At 62.2% G+C, this 16,317-nt stretch carries 20 protein-coding genes and 1 tRNA gene; 19 read left to right on the forward strand and 2 right to left on the reverse strand.

The genetic code is table 11. The annotated features are described in order from the left end of the window. Positions 1-61 precede the first annotated feature (61 nt). The 19 genes from PMM47T1_RS26770 (at position 62) to PMM47T1_RS26860 (ending at position 14,720) form a co-directional block, all read left to right on the forward strand. Positions 62-589 (forward strand): YceD family protein, encoded by a 528-nt coding sequence (locus tag PMM47T1_RS26770; RefSeq protein ID WP_008375084.1) that lies wholly within the window; start codon positions 62-64, stop codon positions 587-589. A gap of 13 nt (positions 590-602) precedes the next feature. Further along, entirely contained in the window at positions 603-785 is a 183-nt protein-coding gene (rpmF, locus tag PMM47T1_RS26775; protein ID WP_008375086.1) for a 50S ribosomal protein L32, read from the forward strand. A 3-nt stretch (positions 786-788) separates the two neighbouring features. After that, positions 789-1,799: a phosphate acyltransferase PlsX gene (gene plsX / locus PMM47T1_RS26780; protein WP_081492721.1), complete on the forward strand. Its 1,011-nt coding sequence runs from the start codon at positions 789-791 to the stop codon at positions 1,797-1,799. Between the two features lie 127 nt (positions 1,800-1,926). Next, a complete protein-coding gene (gene fabD / locus PMM47T1_RS26785) occupies positions 1,927-2,865 on the forward strand; it encodes an ACP S-malonyltransferase (RefSeq protein ID WP_081492722.1) in 939 nt (312 codons plus the stop codon). A 16-nt stretch (positions 2,866-2,881) separates the two neighbouring features. After that, positions 2,882-3,622: a 3-oxoacyl-ACP reductase FabG gene (fabG, locus tag PMM47T1_RS26790; protein ID WP_008375093.1), complete on the forward strand. Its 741-nt coding sequence runs from the start codon at positions 2,882-2,884 to the stop codon at positions 3,620-3,622. Between the two features lie 196 nt (positions 3,623-3,818). Further along, complete coding sequence (gene acpP / locus PMM47T1_RS26795; protein ID WP_008375095.1) at positions 3,819-4,055, forward strand: acyl carrier protein; 237 nt, start codon at positions 3,819-3,821, stop codon at positions 4,053-4,055. 110 nt (positions 4,056-4,165) lie between these two features. Next, positions 4,166-5,410 carry a beta-ketoacyl-ACP synthase II gene (gene fabF / locus PMM47T1_RS26800; RefSeq protein WP_008375097.1) on the forward strand — a complete coding sequence of 415 codons (1,245 nt, stop codon included), beginning with the start codon at positions 4,166-4,168 and terminating at the stop codon, positions 5,408-5,410. Next, positions 5,410-6,225: an aminodeoxychorismate lyase gene (gene pabC / locus PMM47T1_RS26805; protein ID WP_008375099.1), complete on the forward strand. Its 816-nt coding sequence runs from the start codon at positions 5,410-5,412 to the stop codon at positions 6,223-6,225. Before fabF ends, pabC begins: the two co-directional genes overlap by 1 nt. A gap of 3 nt (positions 6,226-6,228) precedes the next feature. Next, positions 6,229-7,383 (forward strand): endolytic transglycosylase MltG, encoded by a 1,155-nt coding sequence (mltG, locus tag PMM47T1_RS26810; protein WP_043301580.1) that lies wholly within the window; start codon positions 6,229-6,231, stop codon positions 7,381-7,383. Next, on the forward strand, positions 7,380-8,012 hold the full coding sequence (gene tmk, locus PMM47T1_RS26815) for a dTMP kinase (protein ID WP_008375103.1): 633 nt from the start codon (positions 7,380-7,382) through the stop codon (positions 8,010-8,012). The genes mltG and tmk overlap by 4 nt, the downstream gene beginning before the upstream one ends. Next, a complete protein-coding gene (locus PMM47T1_RS26820) occupies positions 8,005-8,991 on the forward strand; it encodes a DNA polymerase III subunit delta' (RefSeq protein WP_008375105.1) in 987 nt (328 codons plus the stop codon). Before tmk ends, PMM47T1_RS26820 begins: the two co-directional genes overlap by 8 nt. 61 nt (positions 8,992-9,052) lie before the next feature. Further along, positions 9,053-9,409 carry a PilZ domain-containing protein gene (locus PMM47T1_RS26825; protein ID WP_008375107.1) on the forward strand — a complete coding sequence of 119 codons (357 nt, stop codon included), beginning with the start codon at positions 9,053-9,055 and terminating at the stop codon, positions 9,407-9,409. A gap of 14 nt (positions 9,410-9,423) precedes the next feature. Then, the gene (locus PMM47T1_RS26830; protein WP_008375109.1) at positions 9,424-10,203 is read left to right on the forward strand and encodes a TatD family hydrolase; all 780 of its coding nucleotides are present in this window, start codon (positions 9,424-9,426) and stop codon (positions 10,201-10,203) included. 385 nt (positions 10,204-10,588) lie between these two features. After that, complete coding sequence (locus PMM47T1_RS26835) at positions 10,589-11,227, forward strand: TetR/AcrR family transcriptional regulator (RefSeq protein ID WP_008375111.1); 639 nt, start codon at positions 10,589-10,591, stop codon at positions 11,225-11,227. Positions 11,228-11,457: 230 nt separating this feature from the next. Then, positions 11,458-12,426, forward strand: a complete 969-nt coding sequence (locus tag PMM47T1_RS26840; RefSeq protein WP_008375113.1) for a GTP 3',8-cyclase MoaA — start codon at positions 11,458-11,460, stop codon at positions 12,424-12,426. Positions 12,427-12,514: 88 nt separating this feature from the next. Beyond that, positions 12,515-13,120: a DUF4823 domain-containing protein gene (locus PMM47T1_RS26845; protein ID WP_008375115.1), complete on the forward strand. Its 606-nt coding sequence runs from the start codon at positions 12,515-12,517 to the stop codon at positions 13,118-13,120. A 19-nt stretch (positions 13,121-13,139) separates the two neighbouring features. Then, positions 13,140-13,703, forward strand: a complete 564-nt coding sequence (locus tag PMM47T1_RS26850; protein ID WP_008375119.1) for a DUF1285 domain-containing protein — start codon at positions 13,140-13,142, stop codon at positions 13,701-13,703. Positions 13,704-13,922: 219 nt separating this feature from the next. Next, the gene (locus PMM47T1_RS26855; RefSeq protein WP_008375120.1) at positions 13,923-14,312 is read left to right on the forward strand and encodes a cupin domain-containing protein; all 390 of its coding nucleotides are present in this window, start codon (positions 13,923-13,925) and stop codon (positions 14,310-14,312) included. A gap of 135 nt (positions 14,313-14,447) precedes the next feature. Then, the gene (locus PMM47T1_RS26860; RefSeq protein WP_008375123.1) at positions 14,448-14,720 is read left to right on the forward strand and encodes a hypothetical protein; all 273 of its coding nucleotides are present in this window, start codon (positions 14,448-14,450) and stop codon (positions 14,718-14,720) included. Between the two features lie 158 nt (positions 14,721-14,878). Here the strand turns inward: PMM47T1_RS26860 and PMM47T1_RS26865 are convergent. Both PMM47T1_RS26865 and PMM47T1_RS26870 read right to left on the reverse strand, forming a co-directional pair. Then, positions 14,879-14,954, reverse strand: a tRNA-Asn gene (locus PMM47T1_RS26865). 65 nt (positions 14,955-15,019) lie between these two features. Further along, the gene (locus PMM47T1_RS26870; RefSeq protein WP_008375125.1) at positions 15,020-16,216 is read right to left on the reverse strand and encodes an amino acid aminotransferase; all 1,197 of its coding nucleotides are present in this window, start codon (positions 16,214-16,216) and stop codon (positions 15,020-15,022) included. Between the last annotated feature and the right edge of the window lie 101 nt (positions 16,217-16,317).

Below are 16,317 nucleotides of genomic sequence, written 5' to 3' on the forward strand. Positions count from 1 at the left end.
ACTGCCTAAAGGCCTAATTTCCTTTGACAGAGTGGGGGGTCGTCCCTAGAATGCTGCGCCTATGTTGAATGACCCGATTCCACCTCACGTTGACCCGCGCAAATTGGCCGATCGTGGCGTAACCCTAGAAGGTTCGCTGCCATTATCCGATTTGGAGAGACTCTGCGACCCGCTTTCCGATAACGTCGGTACGGTGCAGGCTAAATTCGTTTTCGAACGAGACGAGCGAAAGGCAGTGGTCATCCACAGCCATCTCGACGTCGAAGTCAAGATGGTTTGCCAGCGTTGTCTTGAGCTGGTAACCCTGCCGATTCACAGCGAATGCAGTTATGCTGTGATGAAAGAGGGTGCAAACACCCAGTCGTTACCGAAAGGTTATGACGTGCTGGAACTGGGCGAAGATCCTTTGGATCTGCAGGCTTTGATCGAGGAGGAGCTTTTGCTCGCCTTGCCCATTGTGCCTGCTCATCATCCGGAAGAATGCCAGCAGCCGGCGGGCGCAGATGAGCCCGAACCGAGCGAGGACGAGGTAACGCGGTCCAACCCGTTCAGTGTATTGGCGCAGTTAAAGCGTGACCCAAACGTTTAGGAGTTAATCAATTATGGCTGTTCAGCAGAACAAAAAATCCCGCTCTGCCCGTGACATGCGCCGTTCGCACGACGCTCTCTCGGCTAGCACCCTGTCGGTCGAAAAGACCACTGGTGAAGTACACCTGCGTCACCACGTATCGCCAGAAGGCGTATACCGTGGCCGTAAAGTGATCGACAAGGGCGCTGACGAGTAATCCTTGTCCGCTCAAGTCATCGCGATTGACGCAATGGGCGGGGACTTCGGTCCCCGCAGCATTGTTCAGGCCTGCCTCGCTTGCCTGGCGCAAACCCCCTCGCTGTACCTGACCCTCGTCGGTCACCCTCTACTTCTTGAAGAACTGATCGCCAGCCAACCCGGTGTGGATCGCACGCGCCTGCAGATTGCTGCGGCCAGCGAAGTCATCGGCATGGATGAGCGGCCCTCCCAGGCCTTGCGTGGCAAGCCTGACTCTTCGATGCGGGTGGCGCTGGAGTTGTTGCGCGACGGCAAGGTCCAGGCCTGTGTCAGCGCCGGCAATACCGGCGCGCTGATGGCCTTGTCGCGCTACGTGCTCAAGACCTTGCCGGGTATCGACCGGCCTGCGATGGTGGCGGCTATTCCGACCCAGACCGGCTACTGCCAGTTGCTGGACCTGGGTGCGAATGTCGACTGCAGTGCCGAGCACCTGTTCCAGTTTGCCGTGATGGGCTCGGTGGCCGCCCAGGCGTTGGGTGTGGCGCGCCCGCGTGTGGCGTTGCTCAACGTGGGTACCGAAGACATCAAGGGCAATCAGCAGGTCAAGCTGGCGGCCAATTTGCTGCAGGGCGCCAAGGGTCTCAACTACATCGGCTTTATCGAGGGCGATGGTGTGTACCGTGGCGAAGCCGACGTGGTGGTGTGTGACGGGTTTGTCGGCAACGTGCTGCTCAAGTCCAGCGAAGGCCTGGCTACCATGATTGGCGCGCGCATAGAGGGCCTGTTCAAGAACAGCCTGCTGTCGCGCGCCGTCGGCGCCCTGGCCATGCCGTTGCTCAAGCGCCTGCAGGACGACCTGGCGCCCGCGCGACACAATGGCGCCAGCTTCCTCGGCTTGCAGGGCATTGTCGTGAAGAGCCATGGTTCGGCTGGGGTCCAGGGCTTTCAGAGCGCCATTTCCCGAGCCTTGATCGAAATTCAGGAAAACCTTCCGCAGCGCCTGCATGGGCAACTGGAAGATCTGTTGCTTTAGGCAAATCCGCCAAGGAATGCTTAAATGTGACCACCCGGTTCCATCTGTCATCCAACTGTCAGTTTCTTGCGTTCAACTTCGGTTGCACGTCAATTCTCCGACGACAAGATCATTAAGGGCTTGTTAAATGTCTGCATCCCTCGCATTTGTCTTTCCAGGTCAAGGTTCCCAGTCCCTGGGCATGCTCGCCGAGCTGGGCGCCCAATACCCGCTGGTGCTGGACACGTTCAAGGAAGCCTCCGACGCGCTGGGTTACGACCTGTGGGCGTTGATCCAGGAAGGTCCGGTCGAAAGCCTGAACCAGACTGACAAGACCCAACCCGCCATTCTGGCGGCCTCGGTTGCCCTGTGGCGCCTGTGGCTGGCCGAAGGCGGCGCGCGCCCGGCATTCGTGGCCGGTCACAGCCTGGGCGAATACAGCGCCCTGGTGGCTGCCGGTTGCCTGACCCTGGGTGACGCGGTCAAGCTGGTGGAGCGTCGCGGCCAACTGATGCAAGAGGCCGTTCCGGCCGGGCAGGGCGCCATGGCGGCGATCCTGGGCCTGGACGATGCCGTAGTGGTCAACGCCTGCGCCGAAGCGGCCCAGGGCGATGTGGTCAGCGCGGTGAACTTCAACTCCCCAGGCCAGGTAGTGATTGCCGGTTCCGCGGCCGCTGTCGAGCGCGCCATCGAACTGTGCAAGGCCGCCGGTGCCAAGCGCGCCATGCCGCTGCCGGTCAGTGTGCCGTCGCACTGTGCGCTGATGAAACCGGCTGCCGAGCGCTTCGCCGAGTCGATCAACGCCATCGACTGGCAGGTGCCGCAGATCCCGGTGGTGCAGAACGTCAGCGCCGCGGTGCCGGCCGACCTCGACACCCTCAAGCGCGACCTGCTGGAACAACTTTACAAGCCGGTACGCTGGGTCGAATCGGTCCAGTACCTGGTGGCCCAGGGCGCCCCGCGCCTGGTCGAATGCGGCCCGGGCAAGGTCCTGGCCGGCCTTAACAAGCGCTGCGCCGAAGGCGTGAGCACTGACAACCTGAATACCCCAGATGCCTTCGCCGCCGCCCGTGCGGCGCAGGCCTGAACTAGGAGAAGCCTGCATGAGCCTGCAAGGTAAAGTTGCACTGGTTACCGGCGCAAGCCGCGGCATTGGCCAGGCCATCGCCCTGGAGTTGGGCCGCATGGGCGCTACCGTGATCGGTACCGCCACGTCGGCCTCGGGTGCCGAGCGCATCGCCGCCACCCTGAAGGAAAACGGCGTGCAGGGCACCGGCCTTGAGCTGAACGTGACCCGCGACGAATCCGTCGCAGCGGTCCTGGCGGCCATCACCGAGCAGTTCGGTGCGCCGACCATTCTGGTCAACAATGCCGGCATTACCCGCGACAATTTGATGCTGCGCATGAAGGATGATGAGTGGCATGATGTCATCGACACCAACCTCAACAGCCTGTACCGCCTGTCCAAGGGCGTGCTGCGCGGCATGACCAAGGCCCGTTGGGGTCGTATCATCAGCATTGGTTCGGTCGTCGGTGCCATGGGCAACGTCGGCCAGGTCAACTACGCTGCCGCTAAAGCAGGCCTGGAGGGCTTCAGCCGTGCCCTGGCCCGTGAAGTGGGCTCGCGTGCCATTACGGTGAACTCGGTTGCCCCAGGCTTTATCGACACCGACATGACCCGCGAGCTGCCTGAAGCGCAGCGTGAAGCCTTGCAGACCCAGATTCCCCTGGGTCGTCTGGGCCAGGCCGAGGAAATCGCCAAAGTGGTGGCTTTCCTGGCTTCGGAAGGTGCAGCTTACGTGACTGGTGCTACCATTCCGGTCAACGGCGGCATGTACATGTAAGTGAAATGTGACGGATTGCTTCAAAAAAATGTCATACGTGCTGTCTAAAATCCGTTATAAAGCTGCAACCAAATTCTAGGCAACCGGCGGGTGTGGAAAGGTGGTGATGGTTTCAGCTTGAAAAGCCGGGGCCTTCCTATAAACTTACACACCGGCCAGCTGCCTGACATATGTCCATTAGGAGTGAAAACTAGGTATGAGCACCATCGAAGAACGCGTCAAGAAAATCGTCGCCGAGCAACTGGGCGTTAAAGAAGAAGAAGTCGTCAACACTGCTTCCTTCGTAGAAGATCTGGGTGCCGATTCCCTTGACACCGTTGAGCTGGTGATGGCTCTGGAAGAGGAATTCGAGACCGAAATCCCGGACGAAGAAGCTGAGAAGATCACTACTGTTCAAGCCGCTATCGATTACGTCACTAAGCACCAGGCTTAAGACTTTGTAATCGCTGCGTCTTGTCATGGAAAAACCGCACTGCCATTGCTGGCGTGCGGTTTTTTCTTTAGATGAGATGTAAAGGTTGTTCCTAGAATAAGGAGAGCGCTGTGTCGCGTAGACGCGTCGTGGTCACCGGTATGGGTATGCTGTCGCCACTGGGCACGGATGTGCCTAGCACTTGGCAGGGCATTCTGGCTGGCCGCAGTGGCATTGGTCTGATCGAGCATACTGACCTTTCTGCCTACTCCACCCGTTTTGGCGGCTCGGTCAAAGGCTTCAACGTCGAAGAGTACCTGTCGGTCAAGGAAGCCCGCAAACTCGACCTGTTCATCCAGTACGGCCTGGCGGCCGGTTTTCAGGCAGTGCGTAACGCCGGCCTGGAAGTGACCGATGCCAACCGTGAGCGCATTGGCGTGGCCATGGGCTCGGGTATCGGCGGCCTGACCAATATCGAAGAAACCTGCAAGATCCTGCACGCCTCCGGGCCGCGTCGGATTTCGCCGTTTTTCGTGCCGGGTTCGATCATCAACATGATTTCCGGTTTTCTGTCCATCCACCTGGGTGTGCAGGGGCCTAACTACGCCATCGCAACGGCGTGCACCACCGGCACCCATTGCATCGGCACGGCCGCGCGCAACATTGCCTACGGCGACGCCGACGTAATGATTGCCGGTGGCGCCGAGATGGCTGCCTGCGGCCTGGGCATGGGCGGCTTTGGCGCTTCGCGCGCACTGTCCACCCGCAACGACGAGCCTGCCCGGGCCAGCCGACCGTGGGACAAGGGCCGTGACGGCTTCGTACTGTCCGACGGCGCCGGTGCCCTGGTGCTTGAAGAACTGGAGCACGCCAAGGCGCGTGGGGCGACCATCCATGCCGAGCTGATCGGTTTTGGCATGAGCGGCGACGCCTACCACATGACCTCGCCACCCGAAGACGGTTCCGGTGCGGCGCGCTGCATGGCCAACGCCCTGCGCGATGCCGGTATCAACGGCAGTGATGTGCAGTACATCAACGCCCACGGTACTTCGACGTCGGCCGGTGACCTGGCGGAAGCATCGGCCATCAAGTCGGTGTTCGGCGACCATGCCTACAAGCTGGCTGTCAGCTCCACCAAGTCGATGACGGGCCACCTGCTGGGTGCCGCCGGTGCCGTGGAAGCCATCTTCAGCATCCTGGCCATCAACAGCCAGGTGGCGCCGCCGACCATCAACCTGGACGAGCCAGACGAAGGTTGCGACCTGGACTTCGTCCCGCATCAGGCGCGCAACATGCCGATCGATGTGGTGCTGTCCAACTCGTTCGGCTTTGGTGGCACCAACGGCTCGCTGGTGTTTCGTCGGTTCAACGGCTGATGCTCAGCTGGGTCGACGGCCTGCCGGCAGACACGCTGGCGCTGGACAGCCGAGGCCTGGCCTACGGCGATGGTCTGTTCGAGACCATCGCCGTCAGGGCCGGCCGGCCGCTGCTGCTGGAACGCCACCTGCAACGGCTGGTGGAAGGCAGCAAGCGCCTGGCCATTGACCTTGATGCCGAGCTGATCCACAACGAACTCCTGGCTGGCGCCGCACAGTTGGGCGAGGGTGTGCTCAAGCTCATCGTCACCCGTGGCGACAGCCGACGCGGCTATGCCGCCGACCTCCAGGCGCCACCGCGGCGCCTGCTGCGTGGCAACCCGCCCGCAGCCTACCCCGTGGCCCATGCCGAGCAGGGCGTGAGCCTGTTCGAGTGCCAGACGCGTCTGGCCGAGCAGCCATTGCTGGCCGGCCTCAAGCACCTCAACCGCCTGGAGCAGGTACTGGCACGCGCCGAGTGGAGCGACCCCGGCCATTGCGAAGGGTTGATGCGCGACGTGTCCGGACGCCTGATCGAGGGTGTGTTCAGCAACCTGTTCCTGGTTCACAAGGGTCAGTTGCTGACCGCTGACCTGAGCCGGTGCGGCGTCGCTGGCGTGATGCGCGCCGAGCTGTTGGCACAGGCGGCCCGGCTGGGTATCGCGGTGCAGGTGCGCGACCTGTGGCTGGATGACCTGCACCAGGCCGATGAGGTTTTTGTCTGCAACAGTGTCTACGGCATCTGGCCGGTACGTGCATTTACATCACTGAACTGGCCGCCGGGACCGCTCACCCGTAAACTGCAGAGCATTGCCCGCGCACTATTGGATGTGTGATTCGTGAGACGTAAATTCTTGGTGCTGCTGGAAACACTGGTGATTCTGGCAGGCCTGAGCCTGGGCTTCGCCGCCTGGAAAGTGCACAGTGCACTGGACCAAACCCTCAATGTAGCCCAGGAAGAGCTGCTGGACGTGCCGTCCGGCTCGACCCCCACCGGTACCTTCAACCGCATGCAGGCCAAGGGCACGCTGCGTGATGCATTCTGGCTGCGGGTCTACTGGCGCTTCAACCTGGCCGGCCAGCCCTTGCACAGTGGCGAATATCGCCTCACCCCCGGCATGACCCTCAAAGACCTGCTGGGCGTGTGGCAGCGTGGCGAGGTGGTGCAATACAGCCTGACCCTGGTGGAGGGCTGGAACTTCCGCCAAGTGCGGGCCGCCCTCGACAAGCAGGAAAAACTCAAGCACACCCTGGCCGGGCTGAGCGATGCCGAACTGATGACTCGCCTGGGTCATGAGGGCGTGTTCCCCGAAGGGCGGTTCTTCCCTGACACCTATAAGTATGTGCGCGGCATGACCGACGCCGAACTGCTGGTGCAGGCCTACAACCGCCTCGATGAGGTGCTGGCCAAGGAGTGGACCGACCGTGCCCAGGACGTACCCTACACCGAACCCTACCAGGCGCTGATCATGGCCTCGCTGGTGGAAAAGGAAACCGGGGTGCCCCAGGAGCGCGCCGAAATCGCCGGCGTGTTCGTGCGCCGCCTGGCCGCCGGCATGCTGTTGCAGACCGACCCTACCGTGATCTACGGCATGGGCGAGCGCTACACCGGCAAGCTGAGCCGTGCCGACCTGCATGAGGCCACGCCCTACAACACCTACACCAATGCCGGCCTGCCGCCCACCCCGATTGCCATGGTAGGGCGCGAGGCCATTCACGCCGCGCTGAACCCGGCCAGTGGCACCAGCCTGTATTTTGTAGCGCGCGGTGACGGTAGCCATGTGTTCTCCGACGACCTGGAAGCCCACAACAATGCCGTGCGCGAATTCCAGCTCAAGCGCCGCGCCGACTATCGCTCCAGCCCTGCGCCCATTCCCCAGCCGGCCGCAGCGCCTGGCCAGGAACCGGCCGTGGAGCCACCGGCAGCAAGCCCCGACACGGCCACCGACAGCAATGCCGATGCGCCCCATGAATCTGAGAAGGACAGCCAGTGAGCGGTTTATTCATCACCCTTGAAGGCCCCGAAGGCGCGGGCAAGAGCACCAACCGCGAGTACCTGGCCGAGCGCTTGCGCGCCGCCGGGCTGGACGTGGTGCTGACCCGCGAGCCGGGCGGCACGCCGCTGGCCGAACGCATTCGTGAGCTGTTGCTGGCCCCCAGTGACGAAGCCATGCACGCCGATACCGAGCTGTTGCTGGTGTTCGCTGCCCGTGCCCAACACCTGAGCGAAGTGATCCGCCCGGCGCTGGCTCGCGGTGCTGTCGTGCTGTGCGATCGTTTCACCGACGCGACCTACGCCTATCAGGGCGGCGGCCGTGGCCTGAGCCACGCACGCATCGCCAGCCTGGAAAGCTTTGTCCAGGGTGAGCTGCGCCCGGACCTGACCCTGGTGTTCGACCTGCCGGTGGAAGTGGGCCTGGCCCGGGCCACGGCCCGTGGCCGCCTGGACCGTTTCGAGCAGGAAGGTCGGGCCTTCTTCGAAGCGGTGCGCAACACCTACCTGCAACGCGCCCACGCCGCCCCCGAGCGCTACACGTTGGTCAATGCCGCGCTGACCCTGGCTGAAGTCCAGCAGCAACTGGACGGGCTGTTGCCGCACATCGAGGCGCGCTGCCGTGGCTGAGGCCTATCCCTGGCAGGACAGCCTGTGGCAGCACCTGGCCGGCCGCAGCCAGCATGCGCACGCCTACCTGTTGCACGGGCCTCAGGGCATCGGCAAGCGGGCCTTGGCCGAGCGCCTGATGGCCTTGCTGTTGTGCCAGCGCCCGGTGGGCCTCGGAGCCTGCGGCGAGTGCAAGTCCTGCCATTTGCTCGCAGCCGGCACCCACCCCGACAATTACGTGCTGGAGCCCGAAGAGGCCGACAAGGCCATCAAGGTCGATCAGGTGCGCGACCTGGTCAGTTTCGTGGTGCAGACAGCGCAACTGGGCGGGCGCAAGGTGGTGCTGATCGAGCCGGTGGAGTCGATGAACATCAACGCCGCCAACGCTCTGCTCAAAAGCCTGGAAGAGCCGTCGGGCAATACCGTGCTGTTGCTGGTCAGCCACCAGCCCAGCCGCTTGTTGCCCACCATCAAGAGCCGCTGCGTGCAGCAGGCCTGCCCGTTGCCCAGCCAGGCCATGAGCCTTGCGTGGCTGGCCGGCGCGCTGCCCGATTGCACCGCTGAACAGCGCCAGGAACTGCTGACCCTGGCGGCAGGCTCGCCCCTGGTAGCCGTCAGCCTGCAGGCCCAGGGTGTGACCGAACAGCGTGCGTTGGTGGTGGAGGGGGTGAAGAAGTTGCTCAAGCAGCAGGCCTCGCCCACGCAACTGGCCGAAGGTTGGAATACCATCGCGCTGTTGCTGCTGTTCGACTGGTTCTGCGACTGGTCCAACCTGATCCTGCGCTATCAGTTGACGCAGGACGAAGAGGGGTTAGGCTTGGGAGATATGCGCAAGGTGGTGCAGTACCTGGCGCAGAAGAGCGGGCAGGGCAAAGTCCTCGCCGCCCAGGACTGGATCCTTGCCCAGCGCCAAAAGGTGTTGTCCAAGGCCAACCTCAACCGTGTGTTGTTGCTCGAAGCGCTGCTGGTGACCTGGGCAGGCTTGCCCGGGCAGGCATGACGAGCGTAGTGGGGCCCGTCGCCGGCGGGCCTTCGGTAGTAGGCGCAATCGAGGACTTTCAATGAATCAGCCAGTCAACCCCGGCCCGCGCAACGGAATCCTGTCCCTGACCATCAAGGACAAATCGGTGCTGTACGCCGCCTACATGCCGTTCATCAAGAACGGTGGGCTCTTCATCCCCACCACCAAGAGCTACAAGCTGGGCGATGAGCTGTTCATGCTGCTCAACCTGATGGACGAGCCGGAGAAGATCCCGGTGGCCGGCCGCGTCGCCTGGATCACCCCCAAAGGTGCCCAGGGCAATCGCGCCGCAGGCGTCGGCGTGCAGTTCAATGACGGTGACAACACCGCCCGCAACAAGATCGAAACCTACCTGGCCGGCGCCATCAAGTCCGACCGTCCCACTCACACGATGTAAGTTTGCCCATGCCCATGCTTGTCGATTCCCATTGCCACCTCGATCGTCTGGACCTTGCCCAGCACGACGGCTCCCTCGATGCTGCCTTGCAGGCGGCCCGTGAACGCGGGGTGGGGCACTTCCTGTGCATCGGCGTCAGCGCCGACAACGCCGCTGCGGTCAAGGCCGTGGCCGAGCGCTATGCCGACGTTGACTGTTCGGTTGGCATTCACCCCCTGGACCTCAAGCCGGGCGAAGCACCAGCGTTGCAGTGGCTGCTGGACGAACTGGATCACCCGCGCGTGGTGGCCATCGGCGAGACGGGGCTTGACTATCACTACGAGCCCGAGGCTGCCGAGCTTCAACAGGCCTCGTTCCGCCTGCACCTGGAGGCGGCGAAAATAACCGGCAAACCGGTGATCATCCACACCCGCGGCGCCCGTGCCGACACCCTGGAACTGCTGCGCGAAGCGCAGTTGGCCAACACCGGGGTGCTGCACTGTTTCACCGAAGACTGGGACATGGCCAAGGCCGCCCTGGACCTGGGCTACTACATTTCGCTGTCGGGCATCGTTACCTTCCGCAATGCCGACGCCCTGCGCGACGTGGCGCGGCAAGTGCCCGCCGATCGCCTGCTGGTGGAAACCGACTCGCCGTACCTGGCGCCCATTCCGCACCGTGGCAAGCCCAACCTGCCGCAGTACGTGCGTGAAGTGGCGCAATTCCTGGCGATGGTGCGGGGTGAGTCCTACGAGCAACTGGCCGAACAGACCACCGCCAACTTCAAGCGGCTGTTTCCCCTGGCGCATCTGTAAGCCCTGCCAACCCAAAACCGGGGCAAAAAAAACCCGGGTTCTGGGGGGTGAATCCGGGTTAAGACCATTAGGAGTAAAACAAAGGCGCACGGTCCATGGGCACCTTTACCGGCGTGCCACTTGGGGGGTGTGAGCGCGCCGACACTTCAAGTATTGGCTACCTTTCGCACTACGCCACTGCCGGTTGACTATTTTTTAAACAGATTTGGAATACGTCGGCATCCATTGAGTGCTCATGGCACGGTGAGGCCCTGAAAGCGTCAAAAATTGGGTGGTGTATTTGTACCGGGAAGTGTCAACAATCGCGATCATGATTGGAACTTCCGTGCAATTTGCTGCAAGTTAGGCATAATACCGGGCTTCGATTTTGACCCAGTCCTTCTTTATGCAGAAAGAACCTCGTAAGGTCCGTGAGTTTCGTCGCCGAGAGCAAGAGATCCTCGATACCGCGCTCAAGCTGTTTCTCGAACAGGGTGAAGACAGCGTCACCGTCGAGATGATCGCGGATGCCGTGGGTATCGGCAAAGGCACGATCTACAAGCACTTCAAGTCCAAGGCGGAGATCTACCTGCGCCTGATGCTCGACTACGAGCGCGATTTGAACCAATTGCTGCATTCGGCCGACGTCGACCGCGACAAGGAAGCCCTGTCGCGTGCCTACTTCGAATTCCGCATGCGCGATCCCCAGCGCTACCGGCTGTTCGACCGCCTGGAAGAGAAGGTGGTCAAGGGCAACCAGGTGCCGGAGATGGTCGAGGAGCTGCACAAGATCCGCGCCTCCAATTTCGATCGGCTGACCCTGCTGATCAAGGGTCGCATCAGCGAAGGCAAGCTCGAAGACGTGCCGCCGTACTTCCACTTCTGCGCCTCCTGGGCCCTGGTGCATGGCGCCGTGGCGTTGTACCACTCGCCCTTCTGGAGCAACGTGCTTGAAGATCAGGAAGGCTTCTTCCAGTTCCTGATGGACATTGGCGTGCGCATGGGCAACAAGCGCAAGCGCGACAGCGACCCGTCCTCCAGCTGATCTACCCCACCCGTAGGCTGCCGCCAGCCCTCAGGAAGCTGCCACCAGGCTGCGAAGTCCCGCACAGCGGCCCCCGGATCGGCTGCACACCGCAGCAAGGTCCCGCGGCCCTTTTCGCAGCCCGGCGGCAGCGCTGCGGGTGCCGGCATATACTCTTAAGGCTGGGGCTTGCAAAAACCTGACTTCTAGGTCAAATTCTTGCGATCCGCTTCCCCCATGCTGGAGTCATCATGATCGTCGATCGTCAAGGCAGGCGTTTTCGCAATCTGCGCGTCAGCCTGACGGCCGCCTGCAATTATGCCTGTACCTATTGTGTGCCAGACGGCAAGCGCCTGGTCGCCGCCCAGGACGAGCTGTCGGCGGCAACGCTGGTGCGCGGGGTGGCCTATTTGATCGAAGCCGCCGGCATCGAACGTCTACGCGTCACCGGCGGCGAGCCGCTGGTCAGTCCCAAGCTTGATGATTTCCTGCGCGGCGTGGCCGCCCTGGGCCTTGCAGATATCAGCCTGACCACCAACGGCCAATTGCTCTCGCGCAAACTACCGTTGTTGCTGGAAACGGGCATCAAGCGCATCAACGTCTCCCTGGACACCCTGGACCCGGATGCCTTCCGCAGCATTGCCCGCGGCGGTGACCTGCGCACCGTGCTCGATGGCCTGGAGCGGGCGAGGGCGGCGGGGCTGAGGGTGAAGGTCAACATGGTGCCACTGCGCGGGCGCAATATCGACCAGGTGGTGCCCCTGCTCGAGTACTGCCTGGACCGAGGCTTTGAGCTGCGTTTCATCGAACTGATGCGCATGGGCCATCTGGCCAGCGATGCCACGGCTTTCCATGCCCAGTTCATCAGCCTGGAGCAACTGCTGGCGCTGATTGGGGAAGGTCATGAGTACCAGCAGGCCAGCGCGCCGGTAGACGCCACGGCCATTCGCTACGAAGTTCCCGGGCGTGGTTTTTTTGGCGTCATTGCCAACGAAAGCGTGCCTTTCTGCCGTACCTGCTCGCGCCTGCGCCTGTCCTCCACGGGCTGGCTGCATGGTTGCCTGTCGTCCAGCAACCGTCACTACGTTGGCGATTTGCTCGACAAGCCCCGTCACCAGGCGCTGCCCGCCTTGCAGGGGCTGCTGATGAAGGCCTTGGGCGACAAGCAGGAAGTGGCGTTTTCCGGAGGGGCCACGGTGATGAAGATCATCGGCGGCTAAGCCTGGCGGGCTTTGATACACAGACTGGCGCAAAAGCTGCATCACGCGGCTATTCGCCGGTTTTCCGTCACCGGCCTCTGGAGGAAAGATGCGTAGCCTGGTCTTGCTGCTCGCGCTGTTGGCGCTGGGCGGCTGCATGAGTGTCAGCGACATGGGTGAAGTCACCCGCGAACAATTGAGTGACGCCGGTGTGCTGAACCACAGCAACACCCGGCGCCTGAATAACTTCCGGCTGCAGCCAGACTCGTTCATCTACATCGGCCAGGGTGCGTTCGCGCCCCCAGGCAGCGCCTACCCGCGGCCTAACGTGGTGGCCGAGGCGGCCTTCAACGGGTTCATCAATTACTTCCCCATGGTCCGCCGCGCACGCGCGCCCCTGGGCCTTGAGCAAGCGCTGGGCGAAGCCCGTGGTGCCGGCGCCAGCTACCTGCTGTACACCCGCTTTGCCGGCGCTGATGACCGCATTGGCAACGCCGACGAGTGGGCCGACCAGGAGGCCGTGGACCGTCTGGGCGTGGACAGCGGGACCATTCAGGTAATGCTGATCGAAACCAACACCCGCTACCTGATCGACAGCGCCACCATTCAGATGCGCGGCGGCCTGCTGACCCTGCACAACCAGAAGCCGGAAGATTTGCTAGAGCCGCCACTGGAGGATTACGCTCGTATCCTGTTGGGCATGAGTCGCCCTTAACGCAGTACAGGAGTAACCCATGAGCGGTGCAGGCAAGGCCAACGATTTGCTGGCGCAGATCCCCAAAAGCGAAAAGGGCCTGCCGCCCGTTCATCTGTGGAACCCGGATTTCTGCGGCCACATCGACATGCGCATCGCCCGGGACGGTACCTGGTACTACCTGGGCACGCCCATCGGCCGCAAACCCATGGTGCGCCTGTTCTCCACCATCTTGCGCCGCGATGGCGATGATTACGTGCTGGTGACCCCGGTGGAACGGGTTGGTATCACCGTGGACGATGCACCTTTCGTCGCCGTGACGCTGGAAGTGGAAGGGCAGGGCGATCGCCAGGTGCTGCGCTTTGTCACCAACGTTGAAGACACCGTGGTGGCCGATTCCGCGCACCCCTTGCGCGTCGAGATCGATCCCGCCACCCAGGAGCCTTCGCCCTACGTGCTGGTGCGCAGCAACCTCGAAGCCCTGGTGCACCGCAATGTCTTCTACCAACTGGTAGAGCTGGCCACGGTGCGCGAAATCGACGGTCAGCGTTGGCTGGGCGTGTGGAGTAGCGGCCAGTTCTTCCGCATCGGCCTGGAGCCCTGACAGGCCGCAGTTTTCGTAGGCGCTCCCGCCGCGCCCGCGATCGGCATCACACCGCCGAAGGTCCTGCGGACCTTTTCGCAGCCTGGCGGCAGCTCCTGCGATCTGACGCAAGACAGTCAGGCGATGCACATTGGCCACCCGATCTTCTCGCCCATTGGCACTGTAGCCGCCCCACGAACCGGCCTATCTTCACCTCACCCCCCCCAAGAGGTCACGAAGATGAACATCCGCACCCTGCTCGCCACCGCACTGCTGACCGCCAGCACCTTTGCCAGCGCCCATGACAACGTGCACATCCTGCAACAGCAAACGCCGCCCAATGCGCCTGGCCAGCAAGCCATCATGCTCACCGTCGACTACGCGCCCGGCCAAGCCTCCGACGCCCACAGCCACCCTGGCTCGGTCATGGCCTACGTGCTGGAAGGCAGCGTCGTGTCGCAGTTGAAGGGCGAAGCGCCGGTCACCTACAAGCAGGGGCAGTACTGGTATGAGCCGGCTGGCACGGTGCACCTGATGTCGCGCAATGCCAGCAACACCCAGCCGGCAAAGCTGCTGGTGTGGGTGCTGAAAGGGCAGGATCAGCAAGTCTTGGAGCCGTACAAGCAATAGCACGCCAGGCTGTCGGAAATTTCCACGCGGTGAAGCAGAAATTTCGTATGGCTTCGGCTTGAGATCCTGAGGCATTGTGGGTTGAACCATCTGAAAGGATGGGCACTGCAACCCAACCGCAGAAGGAGCCTGACCATGCCTGATTCCCCAGATGATTTCGAGCTGGTCATCCAGCTTCCACCACATGTCCATTTCAAGCTCACCAAAGACGCTCGCGCCAGCGAACGTTCAGTCGCCGAGGAACTCACCAGCCAGCTTGAGCGAGCAGGGGGGCGTGGGAAAACTGGCCAACGGCATGATCAATTCATCGCACAGCTCAGAGAGGCGCTGCAGCGGGCCGCGCTCGGCAGCATGGCACTGGACGGTGACATCGAGGTCACTAAGCGTGATCGTTCTTCGGATCATTGATCCGACAACGGCAAGTGATGAGGCCCGTAGATCCAGGTGGTCAATCTGAACCCGCTGGCATTTGGGTGTGGACAGCATGTGGGCACTTTGAAAAGGCCGGAGGTAGGATTTTCAAGCCCCTGAAACGACGAAACCCCTCTAGTGAGGGGTTTCTAAGATGGCTCCACGACCTGGACTCGAACCAGGGACCCAATGATTAACAGTCATTTGCTCTACCAACTGAGCTATCGCGGAATCTGGTGCCTATGTTACTGATTCAAAAGGGGAAGTCAACCCTTTGGTTGAATTCCCCGATGAAATCACAGTACCTGGACGATGGCCTTGATCACGCGGTCGATGTTGCTCTGGTTCAGGGCGGCTACGCAGATGCGGCCGGTGTCCAGGGCATAGATGCCGAAGTCGCTGCGCAGGCGTTGGGCCTGGGCGGCGGTCAGGCCCGAGTAGGAGAACATGCCGCGCTGCAGGCCGACGAAGCCGAAGTCACGGTTGGCGCCGGCGGCGGCCAGGCCTTCGACCATCTGGTTGCGCATGCCGCGAATGCGCAGGCGCATTTCGGCCAGTTCCGCTTCCCACATGGCGCGCAGTTCCGGGCTGTTGAGCACGGTGGCGACAATGCTGGCGCCGTGGGTTGGCGGGTTGGAGTAGTTGGTGCGGATCACGCGTTTGACCTGGGACAGCACGCGGGTGCTTTCTTCTTTCGATTCGGTAACGATCGACAGCGCGCCCACACGCTCGCCGTACAGCGAAAACGATTTGGAGAACGAGCTGGATACAAAGAAGGTCAGGCCCGATTCAGCGAACAGGCGCACGGCGGCGGCGTCTTCGTCGATGCCGTCGCCAAAGCCCTGGTAAGCCATGTCCAGGAACGGTACGTGGCCCTTGGCCTTGACCGTTTCCAGCACTTGCTTCCAGTCTTCCGGGGTCAGGTCGACGCCGGTCGGGTTGTGGCAGCAGGCGTGCAGCACAACGATAGAACCGTTGGGCAGGGCGTTCAGGTCTGCGAACAGGCCGGTACGGTTCACGCCATTGGTGGCGGCGTCGTAGTAGCGGTAGTTCTGCACCGGGAAGCCGGCGGTTTCAAACAGGGCACGGTGATTTTCCCAGCTTGGGTCGCTGATGGCGACCACAGCGTTAGGCGAGAGCTGCTTGAGGAAGTCAGCGCCGATTTTCAGGGCACCGGTGCCGCCAACGGCTTGCACGGTGACCACGCGGCCTTCGGCCAGCAGGGGCGACTGGGCGCCGAACAGCAGTTTCTGCACGGCCTGGTCGTAGGCCGCGATACCGTCGATCGGCAGGTAGCCGCGCGCCAGGTGCTGGGCAACGCGTGCGGTCTCGGCTTCGACAACGGCGCGCAGCAGGGGAATTCGCCCTTGTTCATCGCTGTAGACACCTACGCCCAAGTTGATCTTGTCGGTACGGGTGTCAGCGTTGAACGCTTCGTTAAGGCCCAGGATAGGATCGCGGGGTGCCAATTCGACAGCAGAAAACAGGCTCATTTTTACCGTAGCTCTGATTGGAGAGTGATGAGGGGTACACCGCTCCAAAAATGCACTAGAGCGGTGCACAAACGGGGAGTCAGTATAGAGATCCTTCTCGG

The organism is Pseudomonas sp. M47T1, from assembly GCF_000263855.1.
GTDB lineage: Bacteria > Pseudomonadota > Gammaproteobacteria > Pseudomonadales > Pseudomonadaceae > Aquipseudomonas.

Bases quoted from the DNA above. Each gene is read 5' to 3' on its own strand.
- PMM47T1_RS26770 (WP_008375084.1), top strand. From the start codon at position 62: ATGTTGAATGACCCGATTCCACCTCACGTTGACCCGCGCAAATTGGCC.
- rpmF (WP_008375086.1), top strand. From the start codon at position 603: ATGGCTGTTCAGCAGAACAAAAAATCCCGCTCTGCCCGTGACATGCGC.
- fabD (WP_081492722.1), top strand. From the start codon at position 1,927: ATGTCTGCATCCCTCGCATTTGTCTTTCCAGGTCAAGGTTCCCAGTCC.
- fabG (WP_008375093.1), top strand. From the start codon at position 2,882: ATGAGCCTGCAAGGTAAAGTTGCACTGGTTACCGGCGCAAGCCGCGGC.
- acpP (WP_008375095.1), top strand. From the start codon at position 3,819: ATGAGCACCATCGAAGAACGCGTCAAGAAAATCGTCGCCGAGCAACTG.
- pabC (WP_008375099.1), top strand. From the start codon at position 5,410: ATGCTCAGCTGGGTCGACGGCCTGCCGGCAGACACGCTGGCGCTGGAC.
- PMM47T1_RS26825 (WP_008375107.1), top strand. From the start codon at position 9,053: ATGAATCAGCCAGTCAACCCCGGCCCGCGCAACGGAATCCTGTCCCTG.
- PMM47T1_RS26830 (WP_008375109.1), top strand. From the start codon at position 9,424: ATGCTTGTCGATTCCCATTGCCACCTCGATCGTCTGGACCTTGCCCAG.
- PMM47T1_RS26835 (WP_008375111.1), top strand. From the start codon at position 10,589: ATGCAGAAAGAACCTCGTAAGGTCCGTGAGTTTCGTCGCCGAGAGCAA.
- PMM47T1_RS26840 (WP_008375113.1), top strand. From the start codon at position 11,458: ATGATCGTCGATCGTCAAGGCAGGCGTTTTCGCAATCTGCGCGTCAGC.
- PMM47T1_RS26845 (WP_008375115.1), top strand. From the start codon at position 12,515: ATGCGTAGCCTGGTCTTGCTGCTCGCGCTGTTGGCGCTGGGCGGCTGC.
- PMM47T1_RS26850 (WP_008375119.1), top strand. From the start codon at position 13,140: ATGAGCGGTGCAGGCAAGGCCAACGATTTGCTGGCGCAGATCCCCAAA.
- PMM47T1_RS26855 (WP_008375120.1), top strand. From the start codon at position 13,923: ATGAACATCCGCACCCTGCTCGCCACCGCACTGCTGACCGCCAGCACC.
- PMM47T1_RS26860 (WP_008375123.1), top strand. From the start codon at position 14,448: ATGCCTGATTCCCCAGATGATTTCGAGCTGGTCATCCAGCTTCCACCA.
- PMM47T1_RS26870 (WP_008375125.1), bottom strand. From the start codon at position 16,216: ATGAGCCTGTTTTCTGCTGTCGAATTGGCACCCCGCGATCCTATCCTG.